Source organism: Novosphingobium sp. G106, assembly GCF_019075875.1.
Taxonomy (GTDB): Bacteria; Pseudomonadota; Alphaproteobacteria; order Sphingomonadales; family Sphingomonadaceae; genus Novosphingobium.
Genome location: NZ_JAHOOZ010000001.1, coordinates 5,752,346 through 5,768,452, shown reverse-complemented (window position 1 = coordinate 5,768,452; position 16,107 = coordinate 5,752,346). Strand labels below are relative to the sequence as shown.

19 protein-coding genes are annotated in these 16,107 nt (G+C 60.2%); 7 read left to right on the top strand and 12 right to left on the bottom strand.

Annotated elements, in window-relative coordinates:
- Positions 1–6: 6 nt before the first annotated feature.
- From KRR38_RS28060 to KRR38_RS28050, 3 genes are all read left to right on the top strand, one after another.
- Positions 7–729 (top strand): AI-2E family transporter, encoded by a 723-nt coding sequence (locus tag KRR38_RS28060; protein WP_217406683.1) that lies wholly within the window; start codon positions 7–9, stop codon positions 727–729.
- Positions 730–739: 10 nt separating this feature from the next.
- On the top strand, positions 740–985 hold the full coding sequence (locus KRR38_RS28055) for an AI-2E family transporter (protein WP_217407503.1): 246 nt from the start codon (positions 740–742) through the stop codon (positions 983–985).
- A gap of 295 nt (positions 986–1,280) precedes the next feature.
- A complete protein-coding gene (locus tag KRR38_RS28050) occupies positions 1,281–1,424 on the top strand; it encodes a hypothetical protein (RefSeq protein WP_217406682.1) in 144 nt (47 codons plus the stop codon).
- A 1,130-nt stretch (positions 1,425–2,554) separates the two neighbouring features.
- Here KRR38_RS28050 and KRR38_RS28040 read toward each other — a convergent pair.
- Together KRR38_RS28040 and KRR38_RS28035 are read right to left on the bottom strand one after the other, a co-directional pair.
- Positions 2,555–3,328, bottom strand: a complete 774-nt coding sequence (locus KRR38_RS28040; protein ID WP_217406681.1) for an alpha/beta fold hydrolase — start codon at positions 3,326–3,328, stop codon at positions 2,555–2,557.
- Between the two features lie 368 nt (positions 3,329–3,696).
- Entirely contained in the window at positions 3,697–4,902 is a 1,206-nt protein-coding gene (locus tag KRR38_RS28035; RefSeq protein WP_217406680.1) for a hypothetical protein, read from the bottom strand.
- A 263-nt stretch (positions 4,903–5,165) separates the two neighbouring features.
- Between KRR38_RS28035 and KRR38_RS28030 the strand changes: the two genes are divergently transcribed.
- The 4 genes from KRR38_RS28030 (at position 5,166) to KRR38_RS36535 (ending at position 7,730) form a co-directional block, all read left to right on the top strand.
- Positions 5,166–5,765, top strand: coding sequence for a PEPxxWA-CTERM sorting domain-containing protein (locus KRR38_RS28030; protein ID WP_217406679.1), 600 nt, complete (start codon positions 5,166–5,168; stop codon positions 5,763–5,765).
- Positions 5,766–5,799: 34 nt separating this feature from the next.
- Complete coding sequence (locus KRR38_RS28025; protein WP_217406678.1) at positions 5,800–6,099, top strand: helix-turn-helix transcriptional regulator; 300 nt, start codon at positions 5,800–5,802, stop codon at positions 6,097–6,099.
- A 394-nt stretch (positions 6,100–6,493) separates the two neighbouring features.
- Positions 6,494–7,165 carry a hypothetical protein gene (locus KRR38_RS28020; protein WP_217406677.1) on the top strand — a complete coding sequence of 224 codons (672 nt, stop codon included), beginning with the start codon at positions 6,494–6,496 and terminating at the stop codon, positions 7,163–7,165.
- Between the two features lie 88 nt (positions 7,166–7,253).
- Positions 7,254–7,730 carry a hypothetical protein gene (locus KRR38_RS36535; protein ID WP_254515015.1) on the top strand — a complete coding sequence of 159 codons (477 nt, stop codon included), beginning with the start codon at positions 7,254–7,256 and terminating at the stop codon, positions 7,728–7,730.
- 470 nt (positions 7,731–8,200) lie between these two features.
- Here KRR38_RS36535 and KRR38_RS28010 read toward each other — a convergent pair whose 3' ends face one another.
- From KRR38_RS28010 to KRR38_RS37920, 10 genes are all read right to left on the bottom strand, one after another.
- Complete coding sequence (locus KRR38_RS28010) at positions 8,201–8,710, bottom strand: DUF6933 domain-containing protein (RefSeq protein ID WP_217406676.1); 510 nt, start codon at positions 8,708–8,710, stop codon at positions 8,201–8,203.
- Between the two features lie 175 nt (positions 8,711–8,885).
- The gene (locus KRR38_RS28005; protein ID WP_217406675.1) at positions 8,886–9,932 is read right to left on the bottom strand and encodes an alpha/beta hydrolase; all 1,047 of its coding nucleotides are present in this window, start codon (positions 9,930–9,932) and stop codon (positions 8,886–8,888) included.
- Positions 9,933–10,599: 667 nt separating this feature from the next.
- Complete coding sequence (locus KRR38_RS28000; RefSeq protein ID WP_217406674.1) at positions 10,600–11,121, bottom strand: hypothetical protein; 522 nt, start codon at positions 11,119–11,121, stop codon at positions 10,600–10,602.
- 485 nt (positions 11,122–11,606) lie between these two features.
- Positions 11,607–11,960 carry a hypothetical protein gene (locus tag KRR38_RS27995; RefSeq protein WP_217406673.1) on the bottom strand — a complete coding sequence of 118 codons (354 nt, stop codon included), beginning with the start codon at positions 11,958–11,960 and terminating at the stop codon, positions 11,607–11,609.
- A 12-nt stretch (positions 11,961–11,972) separates the two neighbouring features.
- Positions 11,973–12,368 (bottom strand): hypothetical protein, encoded by a 396-nt coding sequence (locus tag KRR38_RS27990; protein ID WP_217406672.1) that lies wholly within the window; start codon positions 12,366–12,368, stop codon positions 11,973–11,975.
- A gap of 212 nt (positions 12,369–12,580) precedes the next feature.
- The gene (locus tag KRR38_RS27985; RefSeq protein WP_217406671.1) at positions 12,581–12,856 is read right to left on the bottom strand and encodes a hypothetical protein; all 276 of its coding nucleotides are present in this window, start codon (positions 12,854–12,856) and stop codon (positions 12,581–12,583) included.
- The gene (locus KRR38_RS27980; protein ID WP_217406670.1) at positions 12,814–14,460 is read right to left on the bottom strand and encodes an IS66 family transposase; all 1,647 of its coding nucleotides are present in this window, start codon (positions 14,458–14,460) and stop codon (positions 12,814–12,816) included. The genes KRR38_RS27985 and KRR38_RS27980 overlap by 43 nt, the downstream gene beginning before the upstream one ends.
- Positions 14,461–14,532: 72 nt before the next feature.
- Positions 14,533–14,871 carry an IS66 family insertion sequence element accessory protein TnpB gene (tnpB, locus tag KRR38_RS27975; protein WP_217406669.1) on the bottom strand — a complete coding sequence of 113 codons (339 nt, stop codon included), beginning with the start codon at positions 14,869–14,871 and terminating at the stop codon, positions 14,533–14,535.
- The gene (locus KRR38_RS27970) at positions 14,868–15,248 is read right to left on the bottom strand and encodes a transposase (RefSeq protein WP_254515014.1); all 381 of its coding nucleotides are present in this window, start codon (positions 15,246–15,248) and stop codon (positions 14,868–14,870) included. Before KRR38_RS27970 ends, tnpB begins: the two co-directional genes overlap by 4 nt.
- Positions 15,249–15,459: 211 nt before the next feature.
- Positions 15,460–16,014: a peptidoglycan-binding domain-containing protein gene (locus KRR38_RS37920; RefSeq protein WP_375293474.1), complete on the bottom strand. Its 555-nt coding sequence runs from the start codon at positions 16,012–16,014 to the stop codon at positions 15,460–15,462.
- Positions 16,015–16,107 lie beyond the last annotated feature (93 nt).

Here is a 16,107-nt window from a genome sequence, read left to right as displayed (position 1 = left end):
ACCCGATTGCTGACGATCGCGACCTTGATCCTCGTCGTCGCGGCATTGCGCGCCAGTTACTCGGTATCGATGCCGCTCCTGTTCGCGGCCGTCATCGTGGCGGCCCTGTGGCCGCTCAAATTGTGGTTGGATCGGCGACTGCCGAGCTGGCTCAGCTACGTGCTGACCATCGCAGCGCTCGTTATCATTCTGACCATTTTCGCCGCGGCCGTGTACCTTTCGGTCGGGCAGCTTCTCGGCGTTCTGAGTGCGCAGTGGCCCAAAATTGCTGAACTTTACGATCTGGCCATCGATCGAGCGCGCGAATGGGGGATCAAGACGGGTGCGGGCTTCCTCGATCAGCGCCGCGTATTCGGTTTCGCCCAAGCGCTGGCTTCAAGCGTCTACAGCTTCGTCACCTACGCCGGCTTCATCGGCCTGTTGGTCATCCTGGGAATGCCCGAAGTAGCAAGGCTGAACGCGAAGATCGAAGTCGAACTTGAGCCGCATGTCGGCACTGCCGTACGCGGCGCGATGGTATCGATTTCCGAGCAAGTTCGGCGCTATTTCGGCACGACGCTTGCCACGAGCCTGATGACCGGCATCGCATCGACGCTATGGGCGCTGGCGACTGGTCTGGAGATGCCGATCGTTTGGGGATTGCTCAATTTCCTGCTCAACTTTATCCCGGTCATCGGCAACATCATCGGTATAGTCCCCCCCGGCCCTATACGCTGCCTTACAGTTTGATGGGCTTGGCATGCCCATCGTTATTTTTTGCGGTTTCGCCGTGTTGCAGATAGCCATAAGCAACTTCGTCTATCCGATCCTGCAAGGCAAAAGGCTGTCGCTTTCCCCGCTAGCGATCATTGTGGCGATGACCTTCTGGGGTTGGGCCTGGGGCCTTGCTGGCGCTCTGATAGCGGTACCACTCACTGCAGCTACGGTCCTTATCTGTGATCAGTTTGAGCGCAGCCGATGGATCGCCAAACTGCTGTCCGACTAGTTCCAACTGGATGCAGAGAAGCGCCCACGCCGAGCAGTATGCGCGTCTAGGCCCGGTGCTGTTGCTTTGTGTTTCGCCCGATCGCTCAGCGGCGGTCAATTCGCTCGAGGCTGCGCCATAGGTTTCCAACGGCTCAAGCACATGCCAGCGACACGAAAACGCCTTATATCGCCCTGCGACGTCATTATCCCAGCGGGTCATTCGAGGCCGAAAATTACTCTAGCACTACTTTAGCAGAAATGTGATCTTTGTGATTCCCAAGAAGAGATTCCCTGATTCATCGGGAGCCAGCTTTATGGACGCTGGCGATGGCAGAGGAGCAGAGGATTTTCGCAGCGATCTTGAATTTTGGCTGACGCCATCTTTGGCGGCGCTGCGGCACGAGACGCGCAAGCGGGTGTGCCCGGCCCTTATCGCGGGATTGATCGACCGCGGTTAACCAGGCATCGATCCGCGCCTCAACCCAGACGGCACACTTCGGCAAGGTTTGGGTGTCGCCTCGGAAACCGAGCCCCCTGTAACGACCCGTCCGATCACGCAGGCTGAGCGGGCCAGCGTCACGAGTTGATTTTCCCGAGGCTAAGCGGAAGGCCACGGTCGTTCGGACGGGCTCACCATGCCCGGCCGGTCGCCCCGCACCGAAGTCAGAACTTCCGGCGCCTCCCCCCGAAACCGTCCTTAACGTCGGCGATCCATGCTACGACCTCCTGCTCGCTCCACACGGACACGAAAGGGGACGGTTTATAAGGTTCGGGAAAGCGGCCCTACCGGATCATCTCATAGATCATAGACTTGCCCAGCCCGACACGCCGGCACACTTCGGGAATCTTGATAAACCGGTCCGCAGGATCAATTGGGTCATCTATGGCCGGTCGCCAGACGGTCTCGCGCCTGAACGGCAAGAGCCGCCAAGATTGCCGTCGGTCGAGCTCGCGGACAGTTGGCCTGAAAGCCCCCGGCTGTTCAGCCACCAACACTTGGCGTGCCGACGTAGGCCCTAGCCAAAAAAATGGCTCGGCCAGTTCGGCCGAGCCTAGAATGTTATGGGAGAGGATGCCTGAAAGGCCGTTTCTTTTCTCACCTAGGTTAGCATTGTGCAAGTGCGAAATGCGGGATGCGGCTTGCGATTTCTGCAAGTACGTCTTATAATCGGGTTCCACTGGCGCCGATAAAAGAGACAATCCAAGGCTTGATGGCAGACCTGCAAAGATGGTGTATCGCGGCGGCCGCGATTTTTGCGCAGACAAGGTAGCAGCCCTTCACGGAAGATGCCCCGGTCGGGGTCGAGCCTGACCTCGTGCATCGAGGGAAGGAGTGATGGCGATGGCTCAGTTTGCAGGTCTGGACGTCTCGGCGAAGGAGACGTCGGTGTGCGTGGTGGACGATGCCGGCGCGGTTCTATGCGAGCGTATGCGTTGACCCAGACTGATCAGATCACTCGAAAATCCAACCTTGCAAACGGGGCGGGCCATACGTTCGTTCAGCAAACGCAGCATGGCAGTTTGCGCCAGATCCGGTAAGCAGGCTCTCTGCCTCCATTGAGGCGTCAGCGCGTTCGAACTTCGGAGATCATTGCGTTCCGGCAAGAATTACCGCGACGGTCTCGTTCGGCTTGTCCCATGCGGGGAAGTGGCCGCTGGACTCGAACCAGTGCAGATCGGCCGATGGGAATGCCGCTTTGGCACGCATCGCCTGGCGGGGCAGGCAAAGCCGATCCTGGCTGCCCCATCCGATCACGACGCGACCGGTGGATTGTGCGGCCGGGCCGACCTGCTCGGGGCCTCCGGCAAGATCATCGACCAAAGCGCCGAATGTCGGCGTGGTGCTAAGTCCCGTCAGTTCAGTCGCTACGATATGCGGGTCGAGCGCCCATGGCGCCACCGACAGTTGTGCCAGCAACGCCGTGCGCGTCGCTGCATATTGGCTGAGGGTCGGCAGCAGTGGTCGGATCGCGCGCAGCAATCGGCCCGACAGCCCAATGGTCACTTTGAAGAAGGTTCGCTCCCAGCCACGCCAAAAACCGCCCGGATCGAGCGCCACGACATTGCCGACGTTGCCGCGCCGTGCCAGTTCAAGCACGATCCGCGCACCCATCGAGCTACCGACGACATCGATCCCCGTCAGCCCATTGGCGGCGATATAGCGTTCGACGCTCCGGACGAGACCGATGAAGGTTCCGCTATCGGCTTCAGCAGGTGTGGCGCCGTGTCCGGGTAGGTCGATCGCAATCACAGTGCGATGAGCGCTTAGCTTATCAAGTATCGTAGTCCACGATTGCCAACTTCCGCCAAGGCCGTGAACGAGTAGTAACTTCCGGCCTGCGCCGCGCTGAACATGATGCATCTTGCGCTTTCTGGTTGTCGTAACGCTAACGCACAGGATCGGCTGATGGGGTCCCTGACGAATTCGGCGCCAAACATTCTTACGCGGATGGCCGCTTTGCCGTCGCCTGGTGTTGCGCTCGACCGTCGCTAATGGTGTTTACCGCCGTCGCGCAACTCTCGGCCACCTTCTCGGCATCCGCCGACATTGCCGCCGTCCGAGGTTGATTTTCAGATCCATGACACCGGACGTGGTCTAATAGCGGAACTTGCAAGCGCTTTTGTCGAGCGGACTGAGCGGGCGCGCAATTGTGCGCCAGTAGCTAGAAGGCGTCGGCTTGAGGATCCAATCGACAACGACATCGGTGAACTCGTTGCTTCTAATGTTGGTCAGTCGGCTGACCGTTCGGCCGCATCCGAGCGCTCGGCGTCAGTTCCTTGGTCGAAGCTATCTCCTTCTAGCTTCTGAAGCTGCCGCATGTTGAGTTCCTTCGTTGCAAGCCGGTCCGCGGCAAGCGCCGACTGCAGGCTGCGCCCCGTTAGGGGTCTGGCGACGCGGCCCGCGTAGGGATCGAAGTCTTTCGTATCCCGCTCAGCGGCCAGCTCGGAACGAGCAGGACCCATCGGTTGCCGCTCCGGCATCGTCGCCGGGCCGAGCGGCGTTGGCCGAGCGGGAGAGCGCGAAGCAGGATCGACAGTCGCTTCTCGCTGCGATCGCACGGCGATCCGAGGTCTGGCGCCCTCGCGTTGGGCATGCTCGGCGGAAGGCCCCGCCGTGCCTTGCATTTCCGATTGCGCCGCGGATGTTCGAACGGCTTGCTCTCTGAACGGCGCGGCAGACGAGCGACGATCGGGCGACCACACGAAAAATGCGGTCGCCAGGCCAGCAAGGGTGAGAACGCCGATGCCGGCTACCAAGCCGCGCTGCGGCTCCCGTTTCGTCGCGACCGGGGCAAGCCGCGAACGGCTCTCTTCGAGCTCGAACACATAGCGGTCGAGATCGTCGCCATCGGCCATGACGAAGATGGATTCTTCATTCAGCGGGTTTGGCATCTCGGCGAAGACCGGGTTCATCCGCGGAGCGGATGTGGGATCGCTGCGGACTTGGTGCGCAACTGGCGGCGTGAGGTCGATGGGATCGGCAAATAGAAATCCGCAGCGGTCCCCGGCATGCCAGGTGATCAGCCCATCAATCGACCCGATTGGGTCAACGGTGAGGGTCGCGAGCGCGCCAGGTTCGGCTTCTATCGCACCTTCGATGACGGCGCCGCTTGACGAAATATGCTGGATATCGACTGGTATGCGGGCACCCAGGATGTCGAGATGTGCCGGCAGTTCGAGATCGTCGCCGGGTTCGCGCTGCCTCGCTTTATAGCCGATAGGAAGATCGGTCAGGTGCGGGGGCTTGGATACGCAGTCCGAAATCGGAGCGAGCACGGGCCTGCGATAAGAAGCCGAACACTTCGTGGCGCCTGCGCCGGCTGGAGGTGTAGAGGCCGACGCGGCAGCCCTGAACTGGAAGTTGGCGGAGAGCTCGATTCGGTTGTTGTCCGCGGGCCCTTTCTTGTCTTCAGGCGTCTTCTTGTCCTCGGGCATGGCCGGCCCCTCATTCTGTCATGAGCAACCCGATTCAACGCGGTGCCGGTAGGAAGTTTCCCGGTCTTTTTCAGAACGATGATGCCGTGACGGGCGCGACTGTTGCGTCAGGGTGTCATCGACTAATGCGTCTTCGACCTCGCGATCGAAGTGCCGAAGACAGCGACCACCGCTGAAATGCGGCAAGGCGCGGAACTAACTAATTATCAGGAAGTTAGGACTTCAAGTCTTCGCACAGCGCCAAGGCGATTGGGAACTCCACGATGTCTCGAACCGCCTTGTACGTCGCCGCGCTTGCGGCGAGCGCTTTCGCTTTGCCTGCCTCGGCTGCAGTGGTCGTAGTCGCCTCGAATGTCGACTTCTCGGGCAGCCCGTTCACTTTCGGCGTCACGCCGGGCGACACCTTCACCTTGTCCTATGATTCGCGAGAACAGTTCGATCCCAGCCCGGTGCTGGTTCAGACTTCGGGCACGGCGCAGGTGACCACGGTCTTCGGCGCCCCGTCGGTGGCGTTCACAGATCCGCCCACGACCTTCGGGCCAGCCTCCTTTCCGGGGTTCGGCTCTGTTCCCGTCGCAGGCCGCGCGAGCTTCACCCTGACGGACAGCGACCTTGGCCTGCGTTATCTGGTCGGATCTGACTACTTCTACGGTTATGCAAGGTTCGCTGGCTCGATGCTCGAAAGCGCAGCTTTCGAGAGCACGCCGAACACGCCCATCCTGGCAGGCGCGACCGCCGCTGTGCCCGAAATATCGACCTGGGCCATGATGATCCTTGGCTTCGGCTTCGTCGGCGCCGGGTTGCGGACGCGCAAGGCTCGGATGATCCCCGACCTGACCCCGGATCCTGTGATGAGGATTTAGGGCAAGACTATCTCGAACGAGGGGACGGACGGATTTGGACGAGATACTGCCGGCGTTGACGAAGCGCGAATTCGAAATTCTGGGCCTTTTGGCTGAAGGCTTTTCGGCAAAGGAAATAGCGCTGAAGGTCGCGATCGGGCACCGTACGGTCGAGACCCACATTGATGCGATGCGGCTGAAGCTGCGCGCCCGCAACCGGACACATATGGTCGCCATGGCGATAGCCTCGAGGCTGCTGGTGTTTCCCGTGTTTAGTCTCGATGATTTTCCGGCTCTATATTCCCAGGGTCTGCAAGGCCTGGAGAGTGAATTCGCAGCGCTTGATTGCGCTTAGCTGCGCTGAACTGGCGGAAAGGAAAGAGGGGCGAGAATGGCGCTCGATACCCGAACCGGACCGCTCATGGACTGAAACGCACGCCCAGGTTCGCATCCGTTGAGACGTGGCCCTCATTTGGGAGCTCATACAAGCTCACGCCGACATCGAGATTGCGCCAGCCCTCCGCAGTGCGTTGTGGCGGCGGTCATTGTTGCGTACCTAAATCCTCATCCTGCCAAGGCATAACGGCGAGGGCAGTTCAGAAGGCGCATCTGATGCCTGAGCCCGCCGAAATTGCTGCCGGCAACCTGTTCAAACGCCTTACCTCAAAGCGGCCGGCCGTTCGCAGCCTTGCTTTCCCATACTCGTCATTTGCCGTTGCCAGGTGCTTATGCGGGATCAATGATGCGGCATGGACTTCATGAAATGGATCAGCTCGCTCGACGAGCTACTTTACGAAGTGATCAGTTGGCTGGTTTTCTTGCCGCTGACGCTTTGGCGTACCTTTATCCATCCGCTGGAAATGATGGACTATGCCGACCGGCAATTGGGCCTGCCCGAAGCCGAGCAGTATACAGATGCTCTCAGTCCTCCGCTCTTCCTCGCCCTATCCCTCGCGCTTGCGCACGGAGTTGCGACTGCCGCAGGAGACGTTGACCGGTTGATCGCGAACCAGCATGGGCTTGCGAAGATGATCACGGACGACGCCAGCGCTCTCGTATTCCGGCTTCTCGTCTTTGCGATGTTCCCGCTGATGATGTCGGTCCAATTTGTGCGCATCCGCGGGTTAGCGCTGGATCGTTGCACGCTGCGCCTGCCATTCTACGCTCAGTGTTATCCAGCGAGCCTTTTCGCGCTCGGCTTGGGCTTCGGCACCATTCTGGTGGGTCTGCCTGAGGATCGCGCTCACATCGCTGGCCTCCTGCTGATCTTAATTGCGGTCGTATATTACCTTGCAGTCGAAACACGATGGTTTGCGGCGCAGATGGGGCGCGGCAAGGTGCGCGCGTTTGGTTCTGCCATCAGGGGCTTCGTCGATGCCTTTGGGCTCTTGCTTGTGATCGGATTCTTGTTCACTCGCTGAAGACGGCTTCTGGGCATGAAGGGATCGTAAGCCGTTGATTGTCCGACCGATGAAAGTAGGATGCTCGCTCCTCGAGAGGAGCCCTGCCATGACCCGTTCGATCTTCGCCGCCGGCATCGCGCTTGCGGTGTCGAGCACCGCCGGGGCACAAACACCGCCAGAACTGAGCGATCTCGTCGGCGCTCGCGCCGCCGGCGCGGAAAACGCGCTGCGCTCGCGCGGCTATGACTACATCCGCGGGCAAAGCGGTGACGACCGGGTGTGGACCTACTGGTGGAACGTTCGCACGCGAACCTGCGTGACGGTCGTCACGATGAACGGACGCTACGACGCAATTACTTTGTCGCCGGTGCCCGATTGCGGCCAGTCGGCGGCAAGACCAACAACCCTTGCCCAACCGGCCCCCGACGGTCCAAGATCAATGCCCGGTTCGTCCCAGCATCCCGGCGGACAGTGGTTCGACCTAGGCCTCGTTTGCTATGGCGAAGGGCAAAGGCCCACCCTAGCGACCCGCTATGGTTATTCCTGGGACTACGATCGGGGGGCGCTATACCTATGGGAATAGGACTGATCTGACTACTCAGGACTTCGACGCCTCGGTCATGGTCCAGCTCTGGGATGGCGGTGGGCGCATCCGCCTGCCGACAAAGTTGATCCCGCCCATTCATTCGCGGGGCGACCACGGCTGGTGGGAACTCGGCAGTGTCTCTCGCGGACGCGATCGCATCACGGCCCAATATCGCCTCAATGGCCTGAATAAGCCTCAGGTATCGATCGACCGCAGAAGCGGACGCATCTCCATCCGCGGAACTGCCGACTATGCGTTTTCCGGGACCTGCGACACCGCCGATAGTACGGAGCGACGCTTCTAGAAGAGCCCGCTCTCGCCGACTTTGCTGCCGTTCCCAGGTCCCCATCGAGGCGTTGTTAGCTGCCACCCGTTCATCCGGCGCGCGGCCTCGCGCTTGAGAACGCTCGCAGCCCCTGACAAGATCCTCGATGAACACCGGTGCCGACCATTAGACGGACCTACATTCACTGTGCGCCGCTGCTCACCAAATATTGAAGAGCCTTATCCGGCGAAAGATGGGTGCTATAAAGTGGCCCACACGGCGTTTCTGCGAGCTTTGCGGAAATGGCTAGCAAGTCGTCGTCATCACCCTTCTCGTAGGCATAGGCGGCCAGCCAAAATTCGGCTTGGCGGGAAAATTCGTTGAGAATGCCGACCACGCTCCGGTTTGCGGTCTTGGCGTAACGAACCTCATTCATACGCCACAGTTCCTGCGCGATGAAATCGGCCGGGATGCCATGCTCCTTGAGAACGGCGCCGAGCTGGCCAGGAAGGCGACGTCCCAAGGTGGCGGCCGGTGCCAGCGGCATCAACACCGGCAGCAAGGTCTTCTCCGATACCAGCAATGCTACTTGGGGTTTCCAAAACAGAGCGGTCGCATACCAATTGCCCAGCGCGGTATCGCTCTCACCCGCTATGCAAATCTCTGGCTTGATGCGATCAAGGAGCTTCTTGGTGGAATGCAGGTGAAACATCGCGCCAAACGGTAAGTTGGCCTCCCGCTCGAGTCCAGCGGTGGGAATTGGCTACCTGCTTACGTTCGACAAGCGCCAACTGATCTGACGTTCCTGGCTCGCTGAGCAATTGCCAATAGTTACCTTCCGTTGATGGGTACTCAGCCGCGGCCTGCTACGCTCCTTTCGTTCGAAATTATCCTGGAATGCCAAAACCGCGACGTAAAGCGTCAAGCTTTGCCGAGTTGAACCATCGCGAAATCTTCGCGGGGAAGAACGGGCTGTCGAAGCCATGGAATGCACCTGGAACTACAATGAGTTCGGTCGGCACACCGGCGTTGTTGAGACGTTGCGCGTAATCGACATCCTCATCCACGAACAGGTCGATCGAGCCGACTCCAATCCATGCAGGCGGTAGCCCCGCCAGATTCGAAACGCGTGCAGGCACGCCGCCGGGAACAGAGCGACCTCCTGGCTTGACCCCGAGGAAGCTCTCCCAGCCAAAGCGGTTCTTCTCGGCGGTCCAGACGATGTTGCCGACATGACTCGGCATCTGCCGGCTCACGCCGGTACGGTCGTCCAACATCGGATAGATCAGGCACTGGAAGCAGAGTGGAACCTCACCGCGGTCCCGCGCGGTGATCGCGAGAAGCGCAGCGTGACCGCCTCCAGCACTCTCGCCCATGACTGCAATGCGGCGGTTATCGACGCCGAGCTGCGCCGCGTTGGTGTGTAGCCACTTCAGGCCGGCATAGTTGTCCTCGATCGAACCGGCAAAGGTAGTTTCCGGAGCCAGTCGGTAGTCGACCGATACCGCCACGCACTCGAGTTCCTTGCACAGCGTCTGCAGGCTGGCGACGCTGCTTAGCGCGGTCCCCGTGACAAAGCCGCCGCCATGGGTAAACAGGATCGCCGGCCGGGCGGCACCAGCCGCCGCGTTGATGAGATAGATCGCGACGTCAGGCTGACCCTTGCTACCGGGAATTACTCGCCGTTCGTAGGGCACGTCCGCCGATGGCTTGGGACCATAAGCTTCCGCACCCTTACGCTGCTGGGCGAGCGTCGTAATGTTCAGCGGCGCCCTGCCGAAAGGTAAAATGCGTCTGGCAATTTCGCGCAGGTCCGGATGAACGGAGGCGAGGATCATCGCGTCATCGGTATCAGCAAGTGCCCGTCCGGGCATGATGAACGGCGCCGCCACCCCCAGCGCGCAGGCCTGTTTCAGAAGCTCTCGCCGATCCATCAAATCTCCCCCATTCTTCAATGTCCCAGCATGCCCGAGAGTCGCTGCAATCCTTAAAGAACTGAGAATGATAGCGCTACCGCTAAGCTTCGTACCTCTTGGGAGATCATTTCATTAGGAGGATGTGCCATTCCCGCCAACATCCCTGCCGTTCGCGGGCACTTTCCAACCCCCTGAAAGCGACCGCTCGTTCAGCTCCTCGTGACCGATCTCACTTTCGTTTCGATTTCGTCGGGAACACAAACGAAGAAAGAGACGTTGGCGGAGTGTTCGCCGATGACGGGGACGCTCGCATGGATGAACACAGGAGCCCCGAGCCAGCCGCCGGGGCTCCTTTCATGACAACTCGAATGAACGTTCGTCTTGGCGGAGTGGGAAATGAGAAGGTGGCGGATAACAGACAGGCTCGAAGCTCGCGGTGAGGAAGGTCGGCTTCACACTGTCGTCGTGATGCAGAACGGTGATGAGCTAGATTACGTGATGGCCGACGGTAGAGCCGTCGCTCGACGCCCGGATGGGACATTTCGCATAGAGGAAACCGGCGAGACGCTTCGCTTAGAACCATGACAACCGCCGCCGACATAGTCGTCATTCGGATCTTCGATTTCACGTCCTGATACCTGCCCTACGTTCATCATGGATTGTCGAGGACTGCTCGTGACGCCCGTCAGCTAAGATGCGCTGGGGCGGACTTATCGTGGCTGAAACTGAGTCCAGTTCCGGAACGACCCTGCTCACCTAGCCAACGGAGCCCAATCGTGCGCCACGCATTCTCCAATTCCGGGCTGATATCCGGATGAATGGTATAGCGAATGCTAGTAGTTCTTTCCCGGGTTCCGATTTCATCAAAAACCGTTCGGTAATAGGCTATAAGATCAATCACGACCATGACTGCACATCGCTCTTTCGCAGCTATCTCGATTGCATCCTCGATCTGCTCATTTGTTATCCGAAGGCCAAATCTCTGTTTCGTCGTGCCATTCGGCATGAGCGGAGCCATCGGGTAATCTGGGAATTTGGCCAATTGAGGCGTGTCACCGTGATTGTTTACAATGCTGATCTGAGGGTATATTTTGTGACTGATCGCCACATCGAGTGCCGGGGTTTTTCCTAAATTACTTAAGTTGATATCGATTGAGAAATGAGCGCCGTCCTTGGTCCGCTTATACTCCAGAAAATGGGCTTCCACGCTGACCCATGCTCGCAGATCGGTCCGAGAAGCTAACCTGGCTTGTTCCAGGGCCTCCTCCGCGGCCTGCGCAGACCGCTCTGAATGGTTTGCTCCAGCTTCAGTATGCACAGCAGCAGCTTTCGCCCAACGGGATGCACGAAGAGCGGCGAAGAGAGTGCCGCTTGCGACAGCCAGCCCCGCCAATCCTGCAAGCCAAGTCAAGTAGGCCCAGCGAGAGGACTCTTCAGCCGCATCGGCGGCCTTCCATTGAGCGCAGAGTTCTGAGCTACGCCGGTCCTCTCCATTTTTGCAGGGGGCATTGAGTTCGGAGGTACGCGTTGCGCTTGCGCTAAGGTTTGCAGATTTGGGCGAGGATATCGCAACCGTAGTCTGTGAAATGTGTCCCTGCTGAGGGTGGGCGCCTGTCAGAGACAGGCCAAGCAAAGTGATCGCTACCCTACGTCCTCTCTTCGCATGGTCACGCCACATATCGAATATGATCTTCATTGAACGAAACCGTCGGCAGCGTCGTCAGCAGCTGAGGCGGCCGCTCCTGCGGTATTCGCAGCTTCGTCGACAGCACTCTTTGCGTCGCCCACCACATTATGCCAATCCTCGCTATCGAACCGGGCCGTTTCAGCCTGAGCATTCTCGGCAGAATCTTTGGCTGTCTGAGCTGCACTTTGCGCCTCGCGAGCGTTCGACTCGGCATCGGAAAGTTGAGAGCGGAGAGATTCGTTCTCCGTTTCAAGGTCGTCGATACGAGCCCGTAAATCCTCTTTGCTCTCCGTCTCGCTGCAAGCGGTGAGTAACAGAAATGCTAGCAGTAGTTTCCTATTGGTCATTGCCGAACCCACTTTCTACGTCGCCTACTTTGCAAATGGGTCGAAGTCTTCGGAAATTTGTAGCCGAGTACGGCACTGCTTCAGCGTATCGATCGCTGCGCTTGACTGTGGGAGGTCAAACCGCGCGACGATGACTGATGTGCCCTCCTTGAAGAAAGCAATGCTGCTTGCTGCCTGGAAACCCCGCACGAAATCAGCGCGGTCGTTCTTCGCGCGAAGGATCGAGAACATGATGCTTGGTCCATTGCTCGCTTCGGAATGGCTCACGGAATCAAGGTTCCACAGGTCTGTCACCTTGTTGACACTGTCCAGGAAGAGCGCCTCAAGCCTGATATTCGCGTTGTCGATTAACGACTTCCAGGCCTCGTTCTTGAGGATGAAATCGAACTCGTCCTTCGTCGGGGGGGGCATTGATTGCAAGGCTTGTCCCCCCCAGCGCTTGCAAGGTGGCAAAACACGTGCCGAGCTCGTGATCGCCCAAGATCAGCCAAGGCCCTATTCGCCGCTGAAAATCGATCGTGCGGCTTGGATCGGACTGGGCGCTGGCCGTTGAAGACCCTGCCGCCACAAGCAATAATATCGCCCCAATATTGCCTGCCCATTGTATCCATCCGGCGTGGGCCGCGGCGATGTCAGGCGTCTTTCATGAACTCTGAGCGGCGATCATCAAGTAGCTCTTCGAGGTAGTCGAGCCCTCGGCGCGTGAAGGCGGTGACGGACTCCGCGTTCTCGTCGAGGCTATCAACGACGCTGACGCATCCGTCTTCTGGGGACATTTGCTCAGCCAGTTCCTCGATTACATCGATATCGACGCCAAGGCGTCGTGCGGCATAGCGGGCTGTGAAGACCATGGAAGGGGCTGCCATCAGGCCACTTTTGAGGCTGGGCTCGATGACTTCCAGTTCCACGGCAGCAGCTGATCGAGCTGGAGGGCCGGATGCTCAGCAATGCGAGCGAGCACATCGGCGAGCCAGGCCTGCGGATCGACGTCGTTGAGGCGAGCGGTCTGGATCAGTGTGTAGAGGATGGCCGCGCGCTGGCCGCCGCGATCGGAGCCGCAGAACAGCCAAGCCTTCCGACCAAGGGGCACGCAGCGCAGAGCGCGTTCTGCCGCGTTGTTCGTGAGGCAGACCCGGCCGTCGTCGAGGAGGCGGGTGAAGGCCTCCCAACGCCGCAGCATGTAGTTGATAGCCTTGGCGAGGTCGTGGTTGCGCGAGAGCCTGGCGAGCTGGGTGGTGAGCCAAGCATGGAGCTCGGCCATGAGAGGTGCGCTCAGTTCGCGGCGCACCGCGAGCCGGTCGGTAGCGTCTTTGCCGTTGATTGCACGCTCGACGTCGAACAGGGCATCGATCCGCTGCACGGCTTCGAGCGCGATCGGGTAGATCATGCCGGCATGCTCGCCGCGGCTCTTCTTGCGGGCTACGCTGGCGACGTCGGCCAGCTCGAAGAACTTACGCCGGGCGTGGGCAAAGCAGCCGGCCTCGAGCACGGGCGCAGGCACGCGACCGGGAGCATAGAGCTCGCCGTAGCCGCCATAGGCATCGGCCTGCAGGATCCCTGACCACGACACGAGATGCGCCCTTGGATGCTCGCCGCGCCGATCGCGCGAGTAGTGGAACAGCGCTGCGGGCGGGCCGGCGCCGGCGAACGGCCGATCATCGCGCACGTAGACCCACAATCGAGCCGTATCGGTCTTCACCTTGGCCATGACGGGCACGGTAGTATCGTCGCCATGTAATCGCTCGGCGGCGAGGACGTGCGCCTCGATGAGCCGATAGAGCGGCATCAGCGCAAAGGCGGCGGCACCGACCTGGTCGGCAAGCGTCGAGGTGCTCAGTGGCACGCCCTCGCGAGCGAAGCGCTCGGCCTGGCGGTTGAGCGGCTGGTGCTGGCCGTACTTCTCGAACAGCAGCATGGCGAGGAAGCTGGGGCCAGCCCAGCCACGTGGCACGACGTGGAAGGGCGCCGGCGGCTGTGTGATCGTCTCGCAGTCCCGGCAGGAGAACTTCTCGCGCACGGTCTGGATGACCTTCCAGGCGCGCGGGATCACCTCGAGCGTCTCGGTCACGTCTTCGCCCAGCTTCGACAGCCGGCTGCCCCCGCAAGCCGGGCAAGAGCATGGCGCTGGCATGACGACCCGCTCGCGCGGAAGGTGTTCGGGAAACGGCTTCCTGGCCGGCCGCTTGCGTTCGAAGGCGGTGACGGTCGCGGTCTTCTCGGTCGCGAACTCGGCAGCCAGATCGTCCTCGGCGGCGTCGGCCTCGAGATCTTCGAGCTGCAGTTCCATCTGGTCGAGCAGGCGGCGGGTGCGCTCCGCGCTGGCGCCATACTGCTCGCGCCTGAGCTTGGCGATCTGCAGCTTGAGGTGCGCGATCACCGCCTCGGTGGCGCTCTCCCGGGCATGGGCATTGGCGAGCTTGGCCTCGGCCTCATCGGCTCGCTGGGTCGCACTCGCAAGCAGCGCCTTGAGCGCTTCGATATCGTCAGGAAGGGGCGAAACGACAGCTTCCACGACCGCGATGGAATCACAGATTGGGGTCCGAATGAAGCCCAAAATGGGCGTGCGACGAAGAAAACGGACGCGTTATCCGGCGCTCTGCGGACGCCAGGAATACTGCGGGTTCCGCCAGTCGATCCCGTCGAGCAGGCAGGCCAGTTGCGAGGCTGTAAGCGACACCACCCCATCCTTCGCCGATGGCCAGACAAAGCGTCCCTTCTCAAGCCGCTTGGCGTAAAGCGACATGCCGATCCCATCGTGCCAGATCAGCTTCACCAGCGATCCGGCGCGCCCGCGGAACACGAACAGATCGCCGCCATGGGGATCGCGCTTGAGGCCCTGGACCAGCAAGGCCAGTCCCTGCATCCCCTTCCTCATATCCGTGTGGCCCATCGCGATCCACACGCGGGCGCCGGCAGGGATCATCGAAGCGCCTTCATCGCCGAGGCCACCAGCGCTGGTGATGCGGAGGCAAAGATGCTGATCCGCTTGCCGCGCGCCAGATCGATGACGATCGCAGGCTGCAGATCAGGGCGAGCTACTTCCACGTCATCGATCATCACCGCCGCGGCGAAACCGGGAGCCGCCAAATCGTCCGGTTCAGGCTTGGCATGAGCATCGCGCAGCTTCCGTCGCCAAGTGTAGATCAGCGCCGACGAGATATCGTACCGCCGGCAGACCTCAGCGACGCAGGCACCCGGCGCAAACGCCTGGTTGAGGATCTCCAGCCGTTCCTGGTCGCTCCAACGGCGGCGGCGCTCCGGCCCGGAAAACACTGTGATCTGACCCATCGACCGCTCCAAAGCGCACTCCTACGAGCACACTTAAGACCGGTCCCTCAGCTCATCGACAAGGCGGGCCCCACCGGATGGGTACTGCCCATTTAACTCGCGCCATTGTTTTCCTCTTAATCGCTTGGCCATTCCTCATGCTGCTTAGGGTAAGCCGCTGCCCTACCGATTGCTGGGAGTGCTAGATCGGAACTGTTCTGCCAATCGGCAGGCGCCTGAAACGCTAAAATCTTATATTTAGCGCCTTCAATACGTCCGGTGTGATCGTACCAGTTACACGCAAACCATAGTCGCCCTGAAAGCGCGTCAATGCGTACTGCATGTCGGCATCGATCACTCCGTTTATTGGTCCGCGGTAATAGCCAAATGCGGCGAGCCCCCTTTGGACGGCCCGAACGGTATCCAGAAATGGGTCTGAAGCGACGGGTGCGCTCGGCTCGGGAAATTCTGCATCGGGCGTACGATAGAAGCGGCCCGTAGTGCTCACATGCGGCGTGATTTGGTCAGATCGCAGCCGTGGCGCCTTAGCTCTGGAAGAGGTCCTGGCCTTGCGCAGTGATGATGAGGTCGCACTGCGTGTCGGGCTTGAAAGTCGTGTTGGGGAAGATGTGTGAGGGCGCGGAGGCGGGGGCGGCGTCGGTGAAATCGTCGGCAAGCTATATAGTGGCTGAGGCGAATAATAGCCGCCACCGGAACTCGACCGGTGGCTGCTGTGACTACTGTGGCTGCTATGACTACTGTGGCTACTATGCGATCTGTGGCCCGCAAGCTGGAACATATCATTTTGGCGGAACAATGCCGCACCCTCAAAGGGTGGTTCAACGTTGCCAGCATTGAAGACTGCAGGATCGGCGGGCGGGTCAGCACTAAC

Excerpts from the sequence above, each read along its gene's own strand:
- KRR38_RS28030 (WP_217406679.1), top strand. The coding sequence starts at position 5,166 with ATGTCTCGAACCGCCTTGTACGTCGCCGCGCTTGCGGCGAGCGCTTTC.
- KRR38_RS28055 (WP_217407503.1), top strand. The coding sequence starts at position 740 with ATGCCCATCGTTATTTTTTGCGGTTTCGCCGTGTTGCAGATAGCCATA.
- KRR38_RS28005 (WP_217406675.1), bottom strand. The coding sequence starts at position 9,932 with ATGGATCGGCGAGAGCTTCTGAAACAGGCCTGCGCGCTGGGGGTGGCG.
- KRR38_RS28050 (WP_217406682.1), top strand. The coding sequence starts at position 1,281 with ATGGACGCTGGCGATGGCAGAGGAGCAGAGGATTTTCGCAGCGATCTT.
- KRR38_RS28035 (WP_217406680.1), bottom strand. The coding sequence starts at position 4,902 with ATGCCCGAGGACAAGAAGACGCCTGAAGACAAGAAAGGGCCCGCGGAC.
- KRR38_RS28020 (WP_217406677.1), top strand. The coding sequence starts at position 6,494 with ATGGACTTCATGAAATGGATCAGCTCGCTCGACGAGCTACTTTACGAA.
- KRR38_RS28040 (WP_217406681.1), bottom strand. The coding sequence starts at position 3,328 with ATGCATCATGTTCAGCGCGGCGCAGGCCGGAAGTTACTACTCGTTCAC.
- tnpB (WP_217406669.1), bottom strand. The coding sequence starts at position 14,871 with ATGATCCCTGCCGGCGCCCGCGTGTGGATCGCGATGGGCCACACGGAT.
- KRR38_RS28010 (WP_217406676.1), bottom strand. The coding sequence starts at position 8,710 with ATGTTTCACCTGCATTCCACCAAGAAGCTCCTTGATCGCATCAAGCCA.
- KRR38_RS36535 (WP_254515015.1), top strand. The coding sequence starts at position 7,254 with ATGACCCGTTCGATCTTCGCCGCCGGCATCGCGCTTGCGGTGTCGAGC.
- KRR38_RS37920 (WP_375293474.1), bottom strand. The coding sequence starts at position 16,014 with ATGTTCCAGCTTGCGGGCCACAGATCGCATAGTAGCCACAGTAGTCAT.